19 protein-coding genes, 4 tRNA genes, 1 other RNA gene and 2 pseudogenes are annotated in these 22,722 nt (G+C 51.5%); 13 read left to right on the top strand and 13 right to left on the bottom strand.

Going from position 1 to position 22,722, the window contains the following annotated elements:
• The first annotated feature begins 56 nt into the window (after positions 1-56).
• From ypdA to ACUU1I_RS00570, 3 genes and pseudogenes are all read left to right on the top strand, one after another.
• A complete protein-coding gene (gene ypdA, locus ACUU1I_RS00580) occupies positions 57-1,754 on the top strand; it encodes a two-component system sensor histidine kinase YpdA (RefSeq protein ID WP_000544359.1) in 1,698 nt (565 codons plus the stop codon).
• Positions 1,755-1,768: 14 nt separating this feature from the next.
• Positions 1,769-2,502: pseudogene (gene ypdB, locus ACUU1I_RS00575) on the top strand (two-component system response regulator YpdB).
• A 12-nt stretch (positions 2,503-2,514) separates the two neighbouring features.
• Positions 2,515-3,372, top strand: coding sequence for an AraC family transcriptional regulator (locus tag ACUU1I_RS00570; protein ID WP_000646844.1), 858 nt, complete (start codon positions 2,515-2,517; stop codon positions 3,370-3,372).
• Positions 3,373-3,374: 2 nt separating this feature from the next.
• Here the strand turns inward: ACUU1I_RS00570 and ptsP are convergent, their stop codons facing one another.
• The 7 genes from ptsP to glk all read right to left on the bottom strand — a co-directional run bounded on the left by ptsP (position 3,375) and on the right by glk (position 10,815).
• Entirely contained in the window at positions 3,375-5,876 is a 2,502-nt protein-coding gene (gene ptsP / locus ACUU1I_RS00565; protein ID WP_000955823.1) for a phosphoenolpyruvate--protein phosphotransferase, read from the bottom strand.
• A gap of 24 nt (positions 5,877-5,900) precedes the next feature.
• Positions 5,901-6,938 carry an aminopeptidase gene (ypdE, locus tag ACUU1I_RS00560; RefSeq protein WP_000366002.1) on the bottom strand — a complete coding sequence of 346 codons (1,038 nt, stop codon included), beginning with the start codon at positions 6,936-6,938 and terminating at the stop codon, positions 5,901-5,903.
• Entirely contained in the window at positions 6,938-7,381 is a 444-nt protein-coding gene (locus ACUU1I_RS00555; protein ID WP_250542690.1) for a M24 family metallopeptidase, read from the bottom strand. The genes ypdE and ACUU1I_RS00555 overlap by 1 nt, the downstream gene beginning before the upstream one ends.
• Positions 7,356-8,021 (bottom strand): aminopeptidase, encoded by a 666-nt coding sequence (ypdF, locus tag ACUU1I_RS00550; RefSeq protein WP_005070064.1) that lies wholly within the window; start codon positions 8,019-8,021, stop codon positions 7,356-7,358. The genes ACUU1I_RS00555 and ypdF overlap by 26 nt, the downstream gene beginning before the upstream one ends.
• Positions 8,022-8,035: 14 nt before the next feature.
• Positions 8,036-9,283 (bottom strand): PTS fructose transporter subunit IIC, encoded by a 1,248-nt coding sequence (locus ACUU1I_RS00545; RefSeq protein WP_000985333.1) that lies wholly within the window; start codon positions 9,281-9,283, stop codon positions 8,036-8,038.
• A 21-nt stretch (positions 9,284-9,304) separates the two neighbouring features.
• Entirely contained in the window at positions 9,305-9,631 is a 327-nt protein-coding gene (locus ACUU1I_RS00540; protein ID WP_000038456.1) for a PTS fructose transporter subunit IIB, read from the bottom strand.
• 218 nt (positions 9,632-9,849) lie between these two features.
• Entirely contained in the window at positions 9,850-10,815 is a 966-nt protein-coding gene (gene glk, locus ACUU1I_RS00535; RefSeq protein ID WP_000170347.1) for a glucokinase, read from the bottom strand.
• 203 nt (positions 10,816-11,018) lie between these two features.
• Here glk and ACUU1I_RS00530 point away from each other — a divergent pair, with 203 nt between their 5' ends.
• Together ACUU1I_RS00530 and ypeC are read left to right on the top strand one after the other, a co-directional pair.
• Positions 11,019-12,275 (top strand): ion channel protein, encoded by a 1,257-nt coding sequence (locus ACUU1I_RS00530; RefSeq protein ID WP_152030549.1) that lies wholly within the window; start codon positions 11,019-11,021, stop codon positions 12,273-12,275.
• A gap of 114 nt (positions 12,276-12,389) precedes the next feature.
• Positions 12,390-12,716 (top strand): DUF2502 domain-containing protein YpeC, encoded by a 327-nt coding sequence (gene ypeC, locus ACUU1I_RS00525; RefSeq protein WP_000490072.1) that lies wholly within the window; start codon positions 12,390-12,392, stop codon positions 12,714-12,716.
• A gap of 140 nt (positions 12,717-12,856) precedes the next feature.
• Here ypeC and ACUU1I_RS00520 read toward each other — a convergent pair whose 3' ends face one another.
• Positions 12,857-14,095, bottom strand: a complete 1,239-nt coding sequence (locus tag ACUU1I_RS00520) for an Nramp family divalent metal transporter (protein WP_000186369.1) — start codon at positions 14,093-14,095, stop codon at positions 12,857-12,859.
• The gene (locus ACUU1I_RS00515) at positions 14,076-14,132 is read right to left on the bottom strand and encodes a hypothetical protein (protein ID WP_418134935.1); all 57 of its coding nucleotides are present in this window, start codon (positions 14,130-14,132) and stop codon (positions 14,076-14,078) included. Before ACUU1I_RS00515 ends, ACUU1I_RS00520 begins: the two co-directional genes overlap by 20 nt.
• A gap of 298 nt (positions 14,133-14,430) precedes the next feature.
• Here ACUU1I_RS00515 and nupC point away from each other — a divergent pair, with 298 nt between their 5' ends.
• Complete coding sequence (gene nupC / locus ACUU1I_RS00510; RefSeq protein ID WP_000376337.1) at positions 14,431-15,633, top strand: nucleoside permease NupC; 1,203 nt, start codon at positions 14,431-14,433, stop codon at positions 15,631-15,633.
• 49 nt (positions 15,634-15,682) lie between these two features.
• Here the strand turns inward: nupC and ACUU1I_RS00505 are convergent.
• Together ACUU1I_RS00505 and ACUU1I_RS00500 are read right to left on the bottom strand one after the other, a co-directional pair.
• Positions 15,683-17,872, bottom strand: a pseudogene (locus ACUU1I_RS00505) (bifunctional diguanylate cyclase/phosphodiesterase).
• Positions 17,873-18,079: 207 nt separating this feature from the next.
• Positions 18,080-18,155: transfer RNA gene (locus tag ACUU1I_RS00500), tRNA-Ala, on the bottom strand.
• A gap of 220 nt (positions 18,156-18,375) precedes the next feature.
• Here ACUU1I_RS00500 and ACUU1I_RS00495 point away from each other — a divergent pair.
• Both ACUU1I_RS00495 and ACUU1I_RS00490 read left to right on the top strand, forming a co-directional pair.
• Complete coding sequence (locus ACUU1I_RS00495; RefSeq protein WP_000032487.1) at positions 18,376-18,735, top strand: YfeC-like transcriptional regulator; 360 nt, start codon at positions 18,376-18,378, stop codon at positions 18,733-18,735.
• 1 nt (position 18,736) lies between these two features.
• Complete coding sequence (locus tag ACUU1I_RS00490; protein WP_000826503.1) at positions 18,737-19,129, top strand: MerR family transcriptional regulator; 393 nt, start codon at positions 18,737-18,739, stop codon at positions 19,127-19,129.
• Positions 19,130-19,180: 51 nt separating this feature from the next.
• Here the strand turns inward: ACUU1I_RS00490 and gltX are convergent, their stop codons facing one another.
• On the bottom strand, positions 19,181-20,596 hold the full coding sequence (gltX, locus tag ACUU1I_RS00485; RefSeq protein WP_000695655.1) for a glutamate--tRNA ligase: 1,416 nt from the start codon (positions 20,594-20,596) through the stop codon (positions 19,181-19,183).
• A 258-nt stretch (positions 20,597-20,854) separates the two neighbouring features.
• Between gltX and ACUU1I_RS00480 the strand changes: the two genes are divergently transcribed.
• The 5 genes from ACUU1I_RS00480 (at position 20,855) to ACUU1I_RS00460 (ending at position 21,747) form a co-directional block, all read left to right on the top strand.
• A tRNA-Val gene (locus ACUU1I_RS00480) sits at positions 20,855-20,930 on the top strand.
• 44 nt (positions 20,931-20,974) lie between these two features.
• Positions 20,975-21,050: transfer RNA gene (locus tag ACUU1I_RS00475), tRNA-Val, on the top strand.
• Positions 21,051-21,054: 4 nt separating this feature from the next.
• A tRNA-Lys gene (locus ACUU1I_RS00470) sits at positions 21,055-21,130 on the top strand.
• 30 nt (positions 21,131-21,160) lie between these two features.
• Positions 21,161-21,286, top strand: a non-coding RNA gene (locus ACUU1I_RS00465) — RtT sRNA.
• 119 nt (positions 21,287-21,405) lie between these two features.
• The gene (locus ACUU1I_RS00460) at positions 21,406-21,747 is read left to right on the top strand and encodes a FlxA-like family protein (RefSeq protein WP_000201413.1); all 342 of its coding nucleotides are present in this window, start codon (positions 21,406-21,408) and stop codon (positions 21,745-21,747) included.
• Here the strand turns inward: ACUU1I_RS00460 and ACUU1I_RS00455 are convergent.
• Positions 21,738-22,664, bottom strand: a complete 927-nt coding sequence (locus tag ACUU1I_RS00455) for a LysR family transcriptional regulator (protein WP_001109794.1) — start codon at positions 22,662-22,664, stop codon at positions 21,738-21,740. The two genes, ACUU1I_RS00460 and ACUU1I_RS00455, sit on opposite strands and share 10 nt — an antisense overlap.
• Positions 22,665-22,722 lie beyond the last annotated feature (58 nt).

Here is a 22,722-nt window from a genome sequence, read left to right as displayed (position 1 = left end):
GTCATCAGCCTTCAGGTTACCTATCATAGAGGTTTAATCCTTATTCAGAGTCACCCGTGCACGAAATATTCAACATGCTGCTGGCGGTCTTCGATCGGGCAGCGTTAATGCTTATCTGCCTGTTCTTTCTCATCCGTATCCGCCTGTTTCGCGAACTGTTGCACAAGTCGGCGCACTCCCCAAAAGAATTGCTCGCCGTTACCGCCATTTTCTCGCTGTTCGCCCTGTTCAGCACCTGGTCCGGCGTTCCCGTAGAAGGCTCGCTGGTGAACGTACGTATTATCGCGGTGATGTCCGGCGGGATTCTGTTTGGCCCGTGGGTAGGCATCATTACCGGCGTGATTGCGGGTATTCACCGGTATTTAATTGATATCGGCGGCGTGACGGCGATCCCCTGCTTTATCACCAGCATTCTGGCGGGTTGTATATCAGGCTGGATAAACCTGAAAATCCCCAAAGCACAGCGCTGGCGCGTCGGTATTCTCGGCGGCATGTTGTGTGAGACGTTGACCATGATTCTGGTAATTGTCTGGGCACCAACTACCGCGTTGGGGATCGATATCGTCTCTAAAATCGGCATTCCAATGATCCTCGGTAGCGTCTGTATCGGCTTTATTGTGCTTCTGGTGCAAAGCGTTGAGGGCGAAAAAGAGGCCAGCGCCGCGCGGCAGGCCAAGCTGGCGCTGGATATCGCCAACAAAACGCTACCGCTGTTTCGCCATGTCAATAGCGAGTCATTACGCAAGGTCTGCGAAATTATCCGCGATGACATTCACGCCGATGCGGTGGCGATTACTAATACCGATCATGTGCTGGCCTATGTTGGCGTGGGTGAACATAACTATCAGAATGGCGATGACTTCATTAGCCCGACTACCCGTCAGGCGATGAATTACGGAAAAATCATCATTAAAAACAATGATGAAGCCCACCGCACACCAGAGATTCATTCCATGCTGGTGATCCCATTGTGGGAGAAAGGGGTCGTGACCGGAACGCTGAAAATTTACTACTGCCACGCGCATCAGATCACCTCGTCATTACAGGAAATGGCGGTCGGTCTGTCGCAAATCATCTCCACGCAACTGGAGGTTTCACGCGCCGAGCAGCTACGTGAAATGGCAAATAAGGCAGAGCTTCGCGCCCTGCAAAGCAAAATTAATCCCCATTTTCTGTTTAACGCTCTGAACGCTATTTCATCGTCAATCCGTCTGAATCCGGATACCGCTCGCCAGTTGATCTTTAATCTGTCGCGTTATCTGCGCTATAACATTGAATTAAAAGACGATGAGCAAATCGATATCAAAAAAGAGCTGTATCAAATTAAAGACTATATTGCCATTGAGCAGGCCCGCTTTGGCGACAAGCTGACGGTTATCTATGATATTGATGAAGAGGTGAATTGCTGCATTCCCAGCCTGCTGATCCAGCCGTTGGTGGAGAACGCCATTGTCCACGGTATTCAGCCTTGCAAAGGTAAAGGCGTTGTCACCATCAGCGTTGCAGAGTGCGGAAATCGGGTACGCATTGCGGTGCGAGATACCGGGCACGGCATCGATCCAAAGGTGATTGAGCGGGTCGAAGCGAATGAAATGCCGGGCAATAAAATTGGCCTGCTGAATGTCCATCATCGCGTGAAGTTATTGTATGGCGAGGGGCTGCATATCCGCCGCCTGGAGCCGGGGACGGAAATTGCGTTTTACATTCCTAACCAACGCACCCCAGTCGCCTCACAGGCTACGTTATTGCTTTGAGCCGGAGTGATATTGTGAAAGTCATCATTGTTGAAGACGAATTCCTGGCACAACAGGAACTGAGCTGGCTAATTAAAGAGCACAGCCAGATGGAGATTGTCGGCACCTTTGACGACGGTCTGGACGTGTTGAAGTTTTTGCAGCATAACCGCGTCGACGCCATTTTTCTGGATATCAATATTCCGTCGCTGGATGGCGTGTTGCTGGCGCAAAACATCAGCCAGTTCGCCCATAAACCGTTTATTGTGTTCATCACCGCGTGGAAAGAACATGCGGTAGAAGCGTTTGAACTGGAGGCGTTTGACTACATTCTCAAACCATATCAGGAGTCACGTATTACCGGGATGCTGCAAAAACTGGAAGCGGCCTGGCAACAACAGCAGACCAGCGTACGCCTGCCGCGACGGTAACGCGTGAGAATGACACCATTAATCTGGTGAAAGATGAGCGAATAATCGTCACGCCAATTAACGATATCTATTACGCCGAAGCGCACGAGAAAATGACCTTTGTCTATACGCGGCGTGAATCCTACGTAATGCCGATGAACATTACCGAATTTTGCAGCAAACTGCCGCCGTCGCATTTTTTCCGCTGCCATCGCTCATTTTGTGTCAATCTGAACAAAATACGCGAAATCGAACCGTGGTTTAATAACACCTACATTCTGCGACTGAAAGATCTGGATTTTGAAGTGCCGGTCAGCCGCAGCAAAGTGAAAGAATTTCGCCAGTTAATGCATCTTTAATCGGGAACTTTCATGAAAGCACCAGGCTTGCCCGCCGATCAACAATTTTTCGCCGATCTGTTCAGCGGCCTAGTGCTTAACCCGCAACTACTGGGGCGCGTCTGGTTTGCCAGCCAGCCTGCCTCGTTACCGGTGGGCAGTTTATGTATTGATTTTCCCCGTCTGGATATCGTGCTGCGCGGCGAATACGGCAACCTGCTGGAAGCAAAGCAGCAGCGAATGGTGGAAGGAGAAATGCTGTTTATTCCGGCACGCGCGGCTAATTTACCGATCAACAACAAACCGGTGATGCTGTTAAGCCTGGTGTTCGCACCGACCTGGCTTGGGTTATCGTTTTACGATAGCCGCACCACGTCGTTGTTGCATCCTGCTCGCCAGATCCAGCTTCCCAGCCTGCAACGCGGTGAAGGTGAAGCGATGCTTACCGCCCTCACCCATCTTAGCCGTTCGCCGCTGGAGCAGAATATCATTCAGCCACTGGTGTTAAGTTTGCTGCATCTTTGCCGCAACGTGGTGAATATGCCGCCGGGTAATTCGCAACCGCGCGGCGATTTTCTCTATCACAGCATTTGTAACTGGGTTCAGGATAATTATGCCCAGCCGCTCACCCGCGAGAGCGTGGCGCAGTTTTTTAATATCACGCCCAATCATCTGTCAAAACTGTTTGCTCAGCATGGAACGATGCGTTTTATCGAGTATGTGCGTTGGGTGCGAATGGCGAAGGCGAGGATGATTTTGCAGAAATATCATCTGTCAATTCATGAAGTGGCACAGCGTTGCGGTTTTCCGGATAGCGACTATTTTTGTCGCGTTTTCCGGCGTCAGTTTGGTCTGACGCCGGGAGAGTACAGCGCCCGTTTTCAGGGCTAACGTCAGAAGGTTAATTCTGTTTCCAGCAGCGTCAGGATACTTTGTGCATCTTGCGCGGCAAACAACGACTGGCGGAAGTTTTTATTCACCAGTTTACGCGCCAGCTGCGAGAAGACTTTCACATGATTCATCCCTTCGTTAGCACCCAGCGTCAGCATGATCACCAGTTCGACTTCGCCCATTTCTGACTGCCAGTCAACCGGTTTCGCCAGCCGGGCAATGCTGATACTGGAATGACGGATCCACTGAGATTTGGTGTGCGGGATCGCTACGCCAAAACCAACGCCGGTGGTAACAATCTCTTCCCGCTGCCAGACATCTTCTTCCAGCTCAAACGGATGTTCAGTGCGCCCGTTAACGCCGAGGTTGCCGCACAGGAACTGGATCGCCTGCTCTTTATTGCTAAGATCCTGATCAACAAAGATATTCTCCAGCGCCAGCAGTGGGCGAACGTCTTCTTCCGGCGTAAAGGCGGTGAGTAACGCTTCAATTTCCTGCGCACTGCGGCATTCACATGCCTGACGCGCCAGTTCCCGACACGCCTCGCTATCCAGTTGACGAAGCTGGCTTTTCACCGCCGGAATACGCGGGCTACTCATACTCAGCTCATCCAGGCCCAGCCCAAGCAGTAGCGGCAGATAACGGCTTTCACCGCCCAGTTCACCGCAAATGCCTACCCATTTGCCCCGCTGATGCGCAGTGGTAACTATTTGCTGCAACATGCGCAGGAACGATGGCGTAATCGGGTTATATAGCGGCGATACGCGCGGGTTATTACGATCGACCGCATACAGATACTGGGTCATATCGTTGGAGCCGATACTGAAGAAATCGACCTCATCGCAGAAGTGGTCGATGATGTAGCACACCGACGGCACTTCCACCATGATCCCAAGCGTAATCGTCTCTGCATGACGCAGGCCATCGCGCTTAAGCTCAACGATCGCTTTTTGGATCTCGCCTTTCACCCATAAGATCTGATCGAGGCTGTGAACCATCGGGATCATCAACTGGGCGTTGCCGAAACTGGCGGCGCGCAAAATGGCCCGCAGTTGAGTGCGGAACAGGCCAGCAAATTCCGGGTAAATACGTACCGCGCGATAGCCGAGGAATGGGTTCTCTTCCTGGGGAACATTCAGATAAGAAATGCTTTTATCGCCGCCGATGTCCATCGTGCGGAAGATAATCGGCTTGTCGCCCGCCGCCAGTAGCACCTGCTGGTAGGCTTCAAATTGCTCCTGCTCGTCCGGCGCGCTGTCGCGATCCATATAGAGCATTTCGGTACGGAACAGCCCGACACCTTCCGCGCCGTTGGCAAACGCGCCTGGCGCTTCCAGAGCGGTGCCGATATTCGCCGCAATATCAATACGCTTGTTATCACGGGAATAGGCCAGCTGCGCGGCAGCCTGCGCCTGTTGTTTTTGGCGTTTATCCGCCAGCGTCTGCGCGACCTGATAATAACCGCTCACCGCGTCATTCGGGTTAATCGCCAGCACGCCGCACTGGGCGTCAAGCACTGCAGGTTGCCCGGCATAACGGGCAATCGCATCCAGCGGCAAGCCACTCAGTACCGGGATCGCCGAGGCACGGGCCAGAATCAGTGTATGCGAGGTGCGCCCGGTTTTCTCCAGAATCATACCCGCAAGATTTTTCAAATCAAGGCTCAAAAACTGGCTTGGGGTTAAATCTTCAGCCACCAGAATGGTCGGTTTTTCCAGCACCAGATTGTTGCGCGGCTTCAGTTCCGGCCAGGTGATATGCAGCAACTGTTCGCTGATATCGCGAATGTCGCTGACCCGCTCGCGCAGATAATCGCTGGCAGAAGCAGATAGTTTGGCGCAAACCTGCTCCATATTGCTGATGATCGCCGCCCCCAGTCCCTGATGCTGTTCTGTCATCAGGCGACGGATATTGCCTGCAAATTCATCATCCTGAATCAGCGACAAATGAGCGCTGAGGATAGTTTTGCTTTCGCCGTCACGCTCACGCAATTGCTGATTCAGTTGCTCGGCAAGCGTTGCCAGGCTGTGCTCCAGCCGGGTGGAATCTTGCGCACTGGCGGGGATTGCCCGATAACTGTCGAGGCTGTCGCTTTGTAACAGGGTCAGCGTACCCACGCCGACGCCGCTTGCCAGCACATTGCCGTACAGTAAATCCGGGTTAAGGCGGCTTAATGAACGCGGCAGCGGATGCGCCGTCAGTTCTGCCTGCGTCGGCTGAACGCTGTCGCTGTCGATAAAGCGCACCAGGATGTACTCTTCCAGCACGCGCCGCGCCTGCTCTTCATCGCTGCCGCTAATGTTCAGGCTGCAACTGTCATTAAATAAGGTGCCAGTTCCAATCAACGCCAGCGAGCTTTTAGCATCGGCCTTTGCGTTCTGGCGATGGTTGATAAAGGTGATTTCGCTTTGCCACTGGCTGCACTGTTCTTTAAGTTCCCGCGCCGGACGAGCATGTAGACCGTTAGGCATAGGCAAAGGACAGAGAAATTGAATCGTTAACATAACCGCTCCGGGTTAATCAGGAGATCATCTGAAATCCGTCAGTTGAACAACCGTCTCACGCGTAAGACGTTGAATAAGGGCAGATAAAAGTTGCTCCATCTGCAAAATGTCGCGGCAATCGGCAATCGATGCCGCGCAATGTCCGTGGCGGGTGGCAGGCCCCATTACCAATGTGGGTACGCCAGTACCGGTTAAGTGCACCGCTCCACCGTCCGTGCCGCCGTTACTGAACATATCCGCCTGCAACGGAACGCCAATTTCTGCCGCCACGGTTTCAATCCACGCGGTAAGTTTTGGCGGCGCAATCAGCGATTTATCGCTTAACACCAGCATCGGCCCGTTACCAATCTGACGATGGTTAGCCGCGCCATAATCAAAGTTTTTCGCCCAGCAGGCGGTATCAAGCACAATGGCGACGTCCGGCGACACCGCGCGGGTAGCAGTTTGCCCGCCGCGTAATCCCACCTCTTCGCTGGAACTTGCCACCAGCCACACTTCCGCAGGCAGTTCGGCGTCGTGCAGCTCACGTAGTAACGTCACCAGCAGATAGCAACCGAGGCGATCATCAAAGGCTTTGCCCATCACCCGCTGGTGAGGGAGGACCTGAAAAGTGGTATCGAAGGTGACGCGATCGCCTGGACGAATTCCCGCCTGCATCACTTCGTCATAGGTGCGCGCGCCAATGTCCACGCGCATGGCGCTAACGTCATTCCCCTGCCGGTCGCCGTCAAGCAGGCCTAGAATTTTGCACTCTTCACGGGTGGTGATGCGCACCGGCTGCAGCTGGCGGGCAGCCATGCGCACGTTGCCAACCGGCAGCACGTCAATAGCGCCTTCGCGGGAGATGCTGCGCACCATAAATCCCACTTCGTCCATATGGGCGCAGATCATCACCTTCGGACCTGTCGATTCATTGAGGCGGATCAGCACCGATCCCAGACCATCAAATCGCACTTCTTTTTGCAGGCGAGCCGCTTCTTCCAGCAGGATCTGCCGCACTTCCTGTTCCGAGGAGGCGATCGCATCTGCCTCGCTCAACGCTTTTAATAGCGATAAATCCATTATGCCTCTCCCGTGAGCAACACTGTTTTCGGCATGGCGTAGAGCACTTCTGCGCCTTGCGGGGTAACCAGCACAACATCTTCGATGCGCACGCCCCCTTGCCCTAGCAAATAAATCCCCGGCTCCACGGTCAGCAACATGCCTGGCTGTAGCGTCGTGGTGTCCCGCGGTGAAAAACGCGGATCTTCATGGACTTCAATGCCGATAGCGTGACCAGTGTTATGACCGAAATAGTCGCCAAATCCAGACTCGGTAATGACCCGGCGCGCGGCGTCGTCAATCTGCTGGCAGCGCACGCCGGGGCGAATTGCAGAGATTGCCGCGAGCTGTGCCTGCAGGACAATCTGATAGACGTCAAACAGCGGGTGAGATTCGGCGCTCACCCCTTCGCCATTCACCAGCAAGGTGCGCGTCATATCAGCAGTAGCCCTGATACAGCGCACCAAAATCGAGAGTGACAAACTCGCCCGCTGCAACAATCTTGTCGCTGGCTTTGCCGTGCGGCAGCGCCCCGCGCCAGCCGCTGGCGACAATGGTGTCAAAAGAGGCTTTTTCTGCGCCCTGCTGGCGCATAAACCACTCCAGTTCAGCGGCTATCTCGCGCTCGCTCATCCCCGCCTGAATAAAGCGGCGAATATGCTCCGCTCCGCAATCGGCAATCCCACAGGCGAGGCGGATTATCTCCACCTCCTCTGGCGTTTTGATTTGCCGCAGCACATCCGGCGTGGCGCTAACCAGTTTCGCATTGAGTTCAGACTTCCAGCGGTGCGCGGTTTCCCAACTCACCTGCTGGCCTTCAAAACCGAGCGTTTGCAACTGCTCATCGGCAATGATTTGATTGACGATAGTGGTAAGCGTGTTCGTCGCGTCAAGCAAATGCAGCTGGTAGCCTTGCGCACGGGCTTCCACCTCAACGAAATAGCGCGAATCTACCAGAATGTGCGCACTTTCACGGCTAATAACCACATAGCCTGATCCGGTGGAGATCCCCAGATGCGGCTGTTTGTTCTGCCGTGAGGAGAGAAGCACCGCATCCAGTTGTTGCACCTTAAGCCAGTTGCGCAGCGAAGCGAGTAATGTCATCTGGATTTTCCTTCTTACAGGCTATCGATTAACAATTTGCCTTTGCGGAACATCATCAGACGCAGGAACACCACCATCAGCGCAGTAATGATTGCCCCCAGCGCGATCCCCGCCATATAAACGCCCAGGTTAGTGACCAGCGGCCATGCCCAGATAGCGGATTCCGGGAACCATTGCACTGCGCCCAGCCAGACAGCTGCGGTTGAGCCGACAATCGCGCCGACCATATATGACGGAATGGCGGTGATGGGGCTTTCCAGCGCAAACGGAATCGCACCCTCACTAATCCCCATAAAGGCCAGGAACATCGCGGTCTTACCCTGCGGATAAAGTTGAGCGTTGAACAGGCGTTTGCCGGTTAAACGACGGTCAATAATGGTCGCCAGACCCAGACCAATCGGCGGAATAACGATAGCGATAGAACGAGCGGTGACCGGTAATACGTGGTCAGTGGTAAAGCTGAAGGCAACGAAACCTGCGGCTTTGTTGATCGGGCCACCAAGGTCGATTGCTGTCGCCGCGGCGATCCCCATTGCGTACATCAGCGCGCCCTTCTCACCTGCGGCAGTCAGCACAGTACGGATACCGCCGTTGATCCAGCCACCAAAGGGGGTGATGACGTAGTACATCGCCAGCATGACAAAAATGGCGGAAAGAATCGGTAGCAAAAATGTGGTTTTGAACGCTAACAGGAAATCCGGTAACTGGATTTTCTGGTTCATCCATTTCACAAGGTAACCGGCAACGATAGAAATAATCAGCGCACCAATGAAGGTGGACGGCACCGGCGAAGAGGTCGCCCATTGCATAGTGCTGGGATCGAAGTTCAGCAGTTGCGTCGGCTGGGTAGACATCAACCCGCCGATAAAACCAGCCGGGAACGCCAGTTTGCCACCGATAGAGTTCGCCACAAATGCAGCAAACATCGGAATGGCAAAACCAAACAACACGCCGCCGAAGGACTGCGACAGCCAGGCAAATTTAAGTAAGGAGAGGTCGAAACCGGAGAATTTCCCGCTATTAAGAGCATCCATGATGCCGATCTCAGCAGGAATTTTAAGCCAGCTATAAGCAATCAGCTGGCTGAAAGCGAGGATCACACCGCCCATAATTAAGGTCGGCACCATGCGTGAAATCCCTGACATCACATGCTGCGGGAGTTCACCCCAGAAGCTGCTTTTAGAGGCCTGCGGATTCTTAACTGCCGCTGCCGCACCGGATGCGCCAGGCACAACGGTTGCACTGCGTTTTTTAATGGCCATAACAATTATCCCTGTCGAATATTACTGTTGTTCAGAGGCAATCATCTCTTCGATTTCTTTGATGATGCCCGCAGCGTTTTTAATTGCGTCCTGCAAAGTGATTTCATAAACGTCGCGTGATTCGAAACGTTCGTTATCTTCCGGGGTAACTGCCACGGAATGGATGATGATGGTCGCTTCGGCGATATCCTGCGCCGTCAGGCGATTCTGGATGCCGTCCGCGCCCTGGGTTTCAATTTTCACTTCATAACCGGCTTCTACCGCCGCTTCTTCCAGCGCCTGAGCGGCCATAAAAGTGTGAGCCAGGCCCATTGGGCAGGCACATAAGGCAATCAGTTTCTTACTCATCGTTAATTCCTCGTTCAGTGATAGTTGACGAGTGAAATTATGAACGTGCAAAACAAATCGCCGTTACCAGACAAATAATGCATTTACTGGAGAATTAATCCCGCTGTACGGAAGTGTGACGCAGGTCGGCCTTGTGAGGGGACACAAAGAAAAATTGAATTAACTGTATGATTTAAAATATTATCGGGAGAGTTACCTCCCGATATAACAGGAAGGATTTACAGAATGTGACCTAAGGTCTGGCGTAAATGTGCACCGGAACCGAGAAGACCCGGATAGTCATGGACGATGAGATACACCGGAATATCATGGACATATTCTTTAAAGCGCCCTTTATCTTCAAATGCGGCACGGAAACCGGAGGCTTTGAAGAACTCAAGGAAGCGCGGCACGATACCGCCCGCAATAAACACGCCGCCAAATGTCCCGAGATTGAGCGCCAGATTGCCGCCAAAACGGCCCATAATGACGCAAAACAGCGACAATGCGCGGCGGCAATCGGTGCAGCTGTCAGCCAGCGCGCGTTCGGTAATATCTTTTGGCTTGAGATTTTCTGGCAGGCGGTTGTCAGCTTTCACAATTGCGCGATACAAATTCACCAGCCCAGGGCCAGAAAGCACGCGCTCCGCCGAAACATGACCAATTTCCGCACGCAATATTTCGAGGATAATGGCCTCTTCTTCACTATTCGGCGCAAAATCAACGTGACCGCCTTCGCCCGGCAAGCTTACCCAACGCTTATCGACATGGACCAGATGCGCAACCCCAAGCCCCGTTCCGGCACCGTAAACCGCAATAGGCTTACCTTCGACCGGTTCTGCGCCACCAAACTGAATCAGATGCTCTTTTTTCAGCATCGGGATCGCCATCGATACAGCGGTAAAATCGTTAATAATTTCCAGATGGCTAAAACCGAGATTCTTTTTCATTTCGGCAATTGAGAACGCCCAGGTATGGTTGGTCATTGCCACCCAGTCACCGGTAATTGGGCAAGCGATGGCAATACAGCCGTCTTTCACCTCGACCTTATGTTCTTCAAGATAAACGCGAATGACCGCTTCGAGGCTGGGGTAATCAAGCCCTGAATAGGTCTTAGCCTGCGAGATTTCACCACTGGCAATATCACACAGAGCAAGACGTGCGTTGGTGCCGCCCACATCACCGACTAATGCATACTTTGTCATTCTTCAACTGCTCCGCTAAAGTCAAAATAATTCTTTCTCACACTGTAAATACTTGGGGGCATAACAACAACGCCGGAAAGGCAGGCTCCCTGTAAATATCGATCTGGGTCACACAATTACTTTATCGTTTCAGCACCAATTGCAGCGATGCCTTTTTGCAAGCTGGGCAAACTAAGTATCTGACCCCGCATAAGGAATAGAACATGCTCCATCCGCGAGCCAGAACCATGTTGTTATTATCGCTCCCCGCCGTGGCAATTGGGATTGCGTCCAGTCTTATTCTGATTGTGGTGATGAAAATCGCCTCGGTATTACAGAATTTGCTCTGGCAACGACTGCCGGGAACTCTGGGGATAGCCCAGGATTCCCCCCTCTGGATCATCGGTGTATTAACGCTAACGGGTATTGCGGTGGGGTTGGTTATCCGTTTCAGCCAGGGTCATGCCGGACCAGACCCCGCCTGTGAACCGCTGATCGGCGCACCGGTTCCGCCCTCTGCGCTACCTGGACTTATCGTAGCATTAATTCTCGGTCTTGCTGGCGGCGTCAGCCTGGGGCCGGAACATCCGATCATGACCGTCAATATCGCCCTTGCCGTCGCCATTGGCGCTCGTCTGTTACCGCGCGTCAACCGAATGGAGTGGACTATTTTAGCCTCTGCCGGAACCATCGGCGCGCTGTTTGGTACACCTGTTGCGGCGGCGTTGATATTTTCGCAAACCTTAAATGGCAGTAGTGAAGTTCCGCTATGGGATCGTCTTTTTGCGCCGTTAATGGCGGCAGCAGCTGGTGCACTTACTACCGGATTATTTTTCCATCCCCATTTTTCACTGCCCATTGCGCATTACGGACAGATGGAAATGACCGATATTCTCAGCGGTGCAATTGTCGCGGCGATTGCCATCGCAGCAGGGATGGTCGCCGTATGGTGCTTACCACGGTTGCACGCGATAATGAATCAAATGAAAAATCCGGTGCTCGTGCTGGGTATTGGCGGATTTATTCTCGGAATTCTGGGGGTTATTGGTGGACCAGTTTCGCTGTTTAAAGGGCTGGATGAGATGCAGCAGATAGTGGCAAATCAGGCTTTCAGCACCAGCGATTACTTTTTGCTGGCGGTAATTAAACTTGCCGCCCTGGTCGTTGCTGCCGCCAGTGGCTTTCGCGGTGGGCGAATCTTCCCGGCAGTGTTTGTCGGCGTGGCATTAGGGTTGATGCTGCATGAGCACGTTCCCGCCGTTCCAGCGGCAATAACCGTTTCCTGCGCTATTCTCGGCATCGTGCTGGTGGTAACACGCGATGGCTGGTTAAGTCTTTTTATGGCGGCAGTCGTTGTACCCAATACCACATTGCTACCGCTGCTCTGTATCGTCATGCTTCCGGCATGGCTGTTATTAGCAGGTAAGCCGATGATGATGGTCAATCGTCCGAAGCAACAGCCACCCCACGATAATGTTTAGCAAAAAATGCTCTCCTTTATGATTTAAGAGTTATGGCGATGATACGGGGCTTTACCTCCCCGTAATATTGCGTTAACAGGCCGCTGACGGCTTCGATCGTGAAGGAGAATAACAATGTTCAGGTCACTGTTTCTGGCGGCCGCCCTGATGGCATTTACCCCGCTTGCAGCAAATGCAGGTGAAATCACCCTACTGCCATCGATCAAATTACAAATTGGCGATCGCGATCATTACGGTAATTACTGGGACGGTGGTCACTGGCGAGATCGTGATTACTGGCATCGCAATTATGAATGGCGCAAAAACCGCTGGTGGCGTCATGATAATGGCTATCATCGTGGCTGGGATAAGCGTAAAGCATATGAGCGTGGCTATCGTGAAGGCTGGCGCGATCGTGACGATCATCGCGGAAAAGGCCGCGGACATGGGCACCGCCATTAAACGCGTCCTCCAATGGAGCACAATGCCTGATGCGACGCTAGCGCGTCTTATCAGGCCTACAAACCGGCTCTTTAACGCGTAGGGCGGATAAGGCGTTTACGCCGCATCCGCCAATAGTGCCAGATACGACGCTCATTCAACTACAATCCCAGCGCCGTCCCCACCAACAACCAGATATTCAGCGCCACGACCAGCACTACAATCACCCAGCCTGTCTGTTTTACGCGTTTGCTGTTCACCAGATCGCCCATCAACTTGCTGTCACTGGTGAAAATCAGCAGTGGAACCAGCGCCAGGGCGATACCAAAACTTAACAGCACCTGACTCATAACCAGAATCCGTGTCGGATCTAATCCCATCAGAATGACAATAAATGACGGCAACATGGTGACTGTACGACGCACCCACAGCGGGATATGGAAGCGAATGAATCCCTGCATCACCACCTGCCCCGCCAGTGTCCCCACCACCGTTGAGGACAGTCCGGCAGCAACCAGACTTAACCCAAAGACCGTTGCCGCAGCATGGCTTAACAGCGGTTGCAGCGTCAGATAAGCCTCATCAAGATCGGCAACACCAGTATGACCAGAAAAGTGGAACGCCGCCGCAGCTGTAGCCATCATCGCCAGATTGACAAAACCGGCAATCGTCATGGCGATAGCCACATCCCATTTGGTGGCGGAATAACGTTGTTGACGCGAACCGCCATGTAAATGCTGAGTGAGCGAAGAGTGCAAATAAATCACATGCGGCATAATCGTCGCCCCTAACACGCCTGCTGCCAGGAAGACCGCCTCCGAAGTAGGTAAACTCGGGATCACCATTCCTTTACCCAGCTGCGCCAGGTTAGGCTGGGAGAAAATCAACTCGACAATGTAAGCCGCGGCAACAAACAACAGTAACCCGCCAATCACTTTCTCCAGCGGTTTTTGCCCGCGACGTTGCAGCATTAAAATCAGGAAAGTCGCGATCCCCGTCAGCACCGCGCCCTGCAACAACGAAACACCAAGAATGAGTTTAAAACCGATCGCCGCACCAATAAATTCCGCCAGGTCGGTTGCCATCGCAATAATTTCTGCCTGAACCCAATAGAACCACACTACGGGACGCGGATAGTGATCACGAATCTGCTCCGCCAGATTTTTACCGGTGGCAATCCCTAGTTTGGCAGAGAGGATCTGAATTAGCATCGCCATCAGGTTGGCCCAAACGACAACCCACAGTAGCTGATAGCCGAAGCTAGCACCCGCCTGAATATTGGTCGCAAAGTTACCGGGATCGATATAACCAATCGCCGCAATGAACGCAGGTCCCATTAATGCGAGCCTCATCTTGCGCGCCGCCCGTCCGCTGCTACTCTCAACGCGATAGTTCGTCATCTTGTGCCTCTAAAACATAGCCTTTGCTATGTTTCATGCTATTCTAAACGAGAATGATTATCAAATTCATTTAAATGGATTGTGGTGATTTCTCTGATAGACCAAGATTACGATTACGAAAAGATTGATGACTTGAATGTTATGGTTATGTTTAATGTTAGCACATTTACATAACTTTCAGCTTCCATACACAACATAGCAGAAATGTATGACAGATCACTATTTTTGAAGCCTGTCACAGGACGTCATTATAGTGTGTGTCAGATCTCGTTTTCCTTAACCATGTTACATAGAATGTGCACGGAAATTTAACCTGCCTCATATTTGGAGCAAATATGGACCGCGTCCTTCATTTTGTACTGGCACTTGCCGTTGTTGCGATTCTCGCACTGCTGGTAAGCAGCGACCGCAAAAAAATTCGTATCCGTTATGTTATTCAACTGCTTGTTATCGAAGTGTTACTGGCGTGGTTCTTCCTGAACTCCGACGTTGGTTTAGGCTTCGTGAAAGGCTTCTCCGAAATGTTCGAAAAACTACTCGGATTTGCCAACGAAGGGACTAACTTCGTCTTTGGTAGCATGAATGATCAAGGCCTGGCATTCTTCTTCCTGAAAGTGCTGTGCCCAATCGTCTTTATCTCTGCACTGATCGGTATTCTCCAGCACATTCGCGTGTTGCCGGTGATTATCCGCGCAATTGGTTTCCTGCTCTCCAAAGTCAACGGTATGGGCAAACTGGAATCCTTTAACGCCGTCAGCTCCCTGATTCTGGGTCAGTCAGAAAACTTTATTGCCTATAAAGATATCCTCGGCAAAATCTCCCGTAATCGTATGTACACCATGGCTGCCACGGCAATGTCCACCGTGTCGATGTCCATCGTTGGTGCATACATGACCATGCTGGAACCGAAATACGTCGTTGCTGCGCTGGTACTGAACATGTTCAGCACCTTTATCGTGCTGTCGCTGATCAATCCTTACCGTGTTGATGCCAGTGAAGAAAACATCCAGATGTCCAACCTGCACGAAGGTCAGAGCTTCTTCGAAATGCTGGGTGAATACATTCTGGCAGGTTTCAAAGTTGCCATTATCGTTGCCGCGATGCTGATCGGCTTTATCGCCCTGATCGCCGCGCTGAACGCACTGTTTGCCACCGTTACTGGCTGGTTTGGCTACAGCATCTCCTTCCAGGGCATCCTGGGCTACATCTTCTATCCGATTGCATGGGTGATGGGTGTTCCTTCCAGTGAAGCACTGCAAGTGGGCAGTATCATGGCGACCAAACTGGTTTCCAACGAGTTCGTTGCGATGATGGATCTGCAGAAAATTGCTTCCACGCTCTCTCCGCGTGCTGAAGGCATCATCTCTGTGTTCCTGGTTTCCTTCGCTAACTTCTCTTCAATCGGGATTATCGCAGGTGCAGTTAAAGGCCTGAATGAAGAGCAAGGTAACGTGGTTTCTCGCTTCGGTCTGAAACTGGTTTACGGCTCTACCCTGGTGAGTGTGCTGTCTGCGTCAATCGCAGCACTGGTGCTGTAAAACCATACATAAAAAAGCCGGGGATCATTCCCCGGCTTTTTTACGCCTGTTAATCAGCTAATGGCTGCGGGCGACCAATCAAATACCCTTGCAGATATTGCACCCCGAGCTTATGCAATAGCGCCTGCTGCTGTTGCGTCTCGACAAACTCCGCGACCACACTCAATGACTTCGCTTTCGCCAGATCGGTAATTGATCTCACAATCATCGCATCCAGCGTATTCGTGACAATATCTTTCACAAAGACGCCATCAATTTTGATGATATCAGCCTGCAAACGCTTTAACCGTTCGTAGTTGGCATATCCGGTGCCAAAGTCATCAATCGCAATCCGGAAACCAAACTTATGCAGCTGCTCGATGTTGTACATGCTGCTTTCTGCGTTAGAAAACGCCTGCTCCTCGGTGATCTCAAGAATGACCGCCTGCGGGGAGATGTGATAACGCTTAAACAGACGAATAATCCGTCCGGCAATATTCTTTTGCAGCAGCGTGAGCGGCATTAAATTGACTGAAAAGCGCGGTCCTTTTTTGTCGCAAGGGTGTGTTGCCAGCCACTTCAACAAGGATTCCAGCACTTGCAAATCAAAACGCGCGCTAAGGTTAAACTGAGCAATAAGGGGCAGAAACTTATCCGGGGTCATAATGCCGCCGTCATATTTCAGTCGCGCGAGGATCTCATCATAACCTTCACCCTCTTTGTTGCGAATTGGCTGGGCGTAGAGCAGCAAATCACCCTGATCTAACGCCGTGCGAATGGTATTCAGCAATAGCACCTGTTTAGTGGTCTGCCCGGAAACCATCTCCTCTCTGCTATCCAGCGCCAGCACATGATGATGTGCGCAGGATTGCTCCGCCAGCCAGCTTAACTGCCCCAACAAGGGTTGCAGGGTTTCCTGATTTCCATCAAAACGCCCCCAGGCAGCACCATAGCCCATATCCAGCCCGGTATTGTTCCAGTGAATTTGCCGACTATTCAGGATGTTAACCATATGCTGGAGTCGCCCTTCCGTTTCCGGCCCGCTCAGCACTAACAGCAGTTCACTACCCGGCAATTGATACAACTTTTCGTTTTCCTGCATCAACGGCAGCAGCGTACGGCAAATTGAGCGGATACAGTGAACGCGCATCATTAAGCCGTAATGACGACTCATAAACTCAAGATTATCAATGCGCAGGCAGCAAAAACTCTTGCCCGCCTCTTGCTCCGGCGCTTGTTCCAACGCACGAAAGTTGGGTAGGAGCGTTAACGGATCTGTTAGCGCCTGCAAATGCCAGCGGCGATTAAGCCATTCACTGCGATGATAAATGCGCACCATATAGAGCAGGCAAACGCTAAAGGAAATCAGCACCGCGAGAATAAATGCCAGCGAATATTCGGTTTCCACCCCTTGCAAAAAGTTCTGGTTGTAATTCAGAAGGCAAAGCGTTGAAACAGCCTAGGTGAGATTTAAAAACGGATAGCGAAGATTACCGACCCCGAGGGTAAAGATGATGAAGAAAACGGGTACCAGGTAACCGGCAATAAAGTCGTTTTCATAAGGTGTGCACAACAGAAGTAGCAGCACGCTTAACGCTGCCAGCCAGCTTAAGGTAAATGCGCGTTTCTCTTTGCCCAACGACGGAGCGATATCCCTGCGCCACAATATCTGCGCAAAGTGGGGACTTACAATCATGCGAGTGAGATAGTAGAAAAGCATGTTGTAAATCAGCACTGCGGTGAAAAGGCTTAGTAAATCAACGACCGTGAAAATGGCATCCGCATCGCCGAAAAAGGTGGATATCTTTAGCGGGAAATCAAAGAAGCTCCCCACAAGATACATGCTGCATTTGATGCCGATCGGCGTCACCAAACCAAGCCAGAACAGACGTTGCCAGACATATCGGCTGGTCAATCCATAACGCCAACGCGTCCCCAGCTGCCAGCGTAATATTGCGCAGGCACACAACACGACAAACGTCTGGCTGCCGAGCATGACCGCAGTCTGTAAAAAAGAGAGATGAAAGTTCCACAGATTGGTGCAAAACATCCCGCATAAAACGGGAACGACACCGCGCCAGCCAAAGATAAACAAGATTGACAGCATTACGCACAGTGGCATCCACGCCAGAAAGATATAACTGGAATGGATAATGGCAAGTGGCGAAATAAAACGGGATAGCTGAATAAGTACCACGGTGAGCGTAAACGCTAGTGTGAATATCTTGATATTTTTTATCAGGTTATGCTCCACAAACATGAGTACACTACTCTCACTGATCGGGGTTTTCAGGCACACAAATAATAAGTTTATTCGCATCGCGAAGCAAACAGGGGCCAGCCTGTTGCCGATTTTTCATCCAATGATGCTTTCACCAGGCGGCGCTAACCCGGACGTAAACTGTATTACAAAAGCGGCAAAAAGCAGAGACAAAAAACCCCCGCTTTGCAGCGAGGGTTGGAAATTTGGTGGAGCTAAGCGGGATCGAACCGCTGACCTCTTGCATGCCATGCAAGCGCTCTCCCAGCTGAGCTATAGCCCCGTCACGTAAAGCTTGTCGAGTTGACGGGCGGCATCATATGAATTCCGCCCGAATGTGTCAACGGCAAATTGCAACGTGTAGTTTCAATCGCTGAAAAATCAGGCAAATGAACAATTTTGGAAAACCGCTCGCATTCAGTAGTTATTCATGTCACGGTTTCCTGTAAAGTGGTGTTATAAAATGAACTACTAATAGACCCACATACATTCAGGGAATTGTTATGTCCAAGGAGAGGATGACACCAGATGAACTTGCCAGACTGACCGGCTATAGCCGCCAGACCATTAATAAATGGGTACGCAAGGAAGGCTGGACAACGTCACCAAAACCTGGCGTCCAGGGTGGTAAAGCCCGACTGGTTCACGTCAATGAACAGGTTCGTGAATATATTCGCAATGCTGAACGTCCAGAAGGTCAGGGAGAAGCGCCTGCCCTTTCTGGTGATGCGCCGCTTGAAGTATTGCTGGTGACACTGGCGAAAGAGATGACGCCAGTTGAACAAAAACAGTTTACATCCTTGCTTCTGCGGGAAGGGATTATCGGATTGTTACAACGCTTAGGGATTCGCGATAGCAAATAATATGAAAAGATTACGCAATAAAATGACCACCGAAGAACTGGCTGAATGCCTCGGTGTGGCTAAACAAACTGTTAACCGTTGGATCAGAGAAAAAGGCTGGAAAACGGAAAAATTTCCCGGCGTGAAAGGCGGTCGTGCCAGACTTATTCTGGTCGATACGCAAGTTTGCGAGTTTATTCAGAACACGCCAGCCTTCCATAACACACCAATGTTGATGGAAGCTGAAGAGAGAATTGCTGAATACGCTCCTGGAGCACGCGCCCCGGCGTATCGACAAATCATCAACGCGATAGATAATATGACAGACATTGAGCAGGAAAAAGTCGCGCAATTTTTGTCACGTGAAGGAATTCGCAATTTCCTCGCCCGTCTCGATATTGACGAATCAGCATAAATAAAAAACGGCAGGATATTATCTCCTGCCGTTTATCTTTTTACACGCTAATTACTGCTGATTTTCGCGTTCAGCAATAAAATCCAGCGCTTTGTTGATACGCTCGATACTGCGGGTCTTACCAATTGCGTGAACGGTAACATCCAGTGCTGGAGACTGCCCCGCACCGGTTACGGCGACACGCAGCGGCATACCAACTTTACCCATACCCACTTCCAGCTCATCCGCCGTCGCCTGAATAGCGTGATGAACGTTTTCAGCGGTCCAGTCAGTAATCGCGGCCAGTTTGTCACGAACCACTTCCAGCGGCTGACGCGCTACCGGACGCAGATGTTTTTTCGCCGCATCGGCATCGAACTCAGCAAAATCTTCGTAGAAATAACGGCAGCTCTGTGCCATCTCTTTCAGCGTCTTGCAGCGTTCGCCCAGCAGTTTCACCAGATCAGCCAGCTGCGGGCCGTTACGGGTATCGATATTTTCCTGCTCAATGTGCCACTGTAAGTGAGTAGCAACATACTCCGGCGGCAGCGCGTTAATGTAGTGATGGTTCAGCCACAGCAGCTTGTCGGTGTTGAACGCACTGGCAGATTTGCTGACGGCATTCAAAGTGAAGTATTTGATCATCTCTTCACGAGTGAAGATTTCCTGATCGCCGTGGGACCAGCCCAGACGCACCAGATAGTTCAGCAGTGCTTCTGGCAAATAACCGTCATCACGATACTGCATTACGCTGACTGCCCCGTGACGTTTGGACAGTTTTTTACCGTCATCGCCATTGATCATAGAAACGTGCGCGTAAACCGGCACCGGCGCTTTCAGGGCCTTAAGAATGTTGATCTGGCGCGGCGTGTTGTTGATATGGTCTTCGCCACGGATAACGTGGGTGATTTCCATATCCCAGTCATCGACAACCACACAGAAGTTATAGGTTGGGGAACCATCGGTACGGCGGATAATAAGATCGTCCAGTTCCTGGTTGCTGAACTCGATCGGACCACGGATCTGATCGTCAAAAACAACAGAACCTTCCTGCGGGTTAGCAAAACGTACAACACACGGTTCATCATCAGCATGATGCTCATGGCTGTGGCGGCAGCGACCGTCATAACGCGGCTTCTCACCTTTCGCCATTTGCTCTTCGCGCAGCGCTTCCAGGCGCTCTTTAGAGCAATAGCATTTATAAGCAGTGCCCTCTTCCAGCATCTGATCGATCACCGCGTTGTAGCGATCAAAACGTTTGGTCTGGTAGTACGGACCTTCATCCCACTCCAGGCTCAGCCAGTTCATGCCATCCATAATGGCTTCGATAGCTTCCGGCGTGGAACGCTCAAGATCGGTGTCTTCAATACGCAGCACGAACTCACCGCCGTGGTTACGTGCAAAAAGCCAGGAGTAAAGAGCAGTACGCGCGCCGCCAACGTGCAGATAGCCTGTTGGGCTTGGCGCGAAGCGAGTTTTGATTTTCATGAAATGGCCTTACGTTTAGAAAGATGCCGACAACCGGCAAATCCTGGAAAAATTGAGTGGGCGATATTCTATCACTCCCGCCTGATTCCTCAATGTAGTTCGGGTTTCTACCTTACGCATTATTGTTTTCGTTGACAAATTGCGCAACACGGTCTGTTTTGCGATCATCTTGCTTAAATTTACGACGAACGAACAATTTCTTTAGAAAATGCGTTGACTCATTTTGAACTCTCCCTATAATGCGACTCCACACAGCGGGGGTGATTAGCTCAGCTGGGAGAGCACCTCCCTTACAAGGAGGGGGTCGGCGGTTCGATCCCGTCATCACCCACCAACTACTTTATGTAGTCTCCGCCGTGTAGCAAGAAATTGAGAAGTGGGTGATTAGCTCAGCTGGGAGAGCACCTCCCTTACAAGGAGGGGGTCGGCGGTTCGATCCCGTCATCACCCACCACTTCGGGTCGTTAGCTCAGTTGGTAGAGCAGTTGACTTTTAATCAATTGGTCGCAGGTTCGAATCCTGCACGACCCACCAATGTAAAAAAGCGCCCTAAAGGCGCTTTTTTACTATCTGCGATACTCAAAGATTCGAACCTGCAGCAGGTTTGAGTTGAGCGCAGCGAAACAACGGAGCCGCTCGCGGCGACGGCCCGAAGGGCGAGCGAAGCGAGTCATCCTGCACGACCCACCAATGCAAAAAAGCGCCCTAAAGGCGCTTTTTTGCTATCTGCGATTTGTAAGATTGATTTTTCTTCTCAAGTTCCTTGTTCTTCTACCGATATTACCTCGTACAGTGACGAGGACTGAACAATGGCCACTATCTCTTCAACTTCAATTCCTTCCATACAAACACAGAGTAGTAACAGGGCATCACAAGGTAGCGATGTTGCTTCACAAATCGCGCGGATAAGTCAGCAAATCATCAAACTCACTCAACAAATTAAAGAGATTGTAGACACTAGCGGCAGTGCTGAAGACAAGCAAAAACAGGCCGAATTGATTCAACAGCAAATCACCCTACTGGAAACACAACTGGCGCAGTTGCAGAAACAGCAGGCAGAAAAGGCGCAGGAGAAAGAGCAGCGTTTGTCTCTGAATGTATCCCTTCTAAATCCTGTTGAAAAAACGACTCATATCGATATCTATATCTGATACAACGGATCCCCTTCCCGACCAGCCATTAGCGCATTGCCCTGGTCTCGTACCACGTCCCATAACGCTTCAGCGGCGGTGGAAAGTGAACGGTTCTTCCTGCGCACCAGCATCAACTGGCGTTCAACCACCGGCGTAATGCGCTTAACCACCAGTGGGCTACCTTCAGGCAATGGTAGCGCCAGTGCAGGAAGAATACTGATGCCGATGCCTGCGGCTACCATCGGGAACAGCGTCGCCGGATGTCCAATCTCCTGCACAATATTCGCCTGAATACCATTGCGCGCCAGCGCTGCGTCAATCAGCGGTCGGCTGCCTGACGCGTAATCCTGCAACACCAATTTCGCTCCCTGTAATGCCTGCCAGGGTACATAATCTTCCACGGCCAAAGCGCTATCGCGATGGCAAAGCAGAAAGAAAGGCTCGGAAAGAATCGCTTCACATTGCAGATCGCCCACTGGGCCTGGATCGATGACGATGCCAAAGTCGACATCTCCCTGGCGAATACTTTCCATCACCCACTGCTGCGGACGATCATGCAGGACAAACTGAATATCTGGATAGCGGCGATGGCTTTCAGCAATGCATTGCGGAATAAGATGCGCGGAAATGGTCTGGCTGGCAGCGACCCGAACTTTTCCGCTCAGTTGTTGCCCCATACGCCCGGTATCGCGCAACGTGCTGTTAAGTTCATCCAGCAGTCGCTCAAGACGCAAAGCCAACTGCTGCCCTGCATCTGTAAGCACCACTTCACGCGTGGTTCTGTCCAGCAGGCGAACACCAGTATGATTTTCCAGCTCCTTCACACTGTGACTTACTGCCGACTGGCTCAAGCCGATACGCTCTCCTGCACGACTAAAACTTTTCTCCTGCGCTACTGTGACGAAAACCTTTAATTGTTTTAAAGAATAATTCATCTGTTTTCTTCATGAATGGATGCAATAAATCAATTTTATTTCTCAAACTGGAAGAAGC

The organism is Shigella sp. SIG3, from assembly GCF_053555855.1.
The sequence above is the reverse complement of the archived record's forward strand: the minus strand, read 5'-3'. Positions and strand labels throughout refer to the sequence as shown.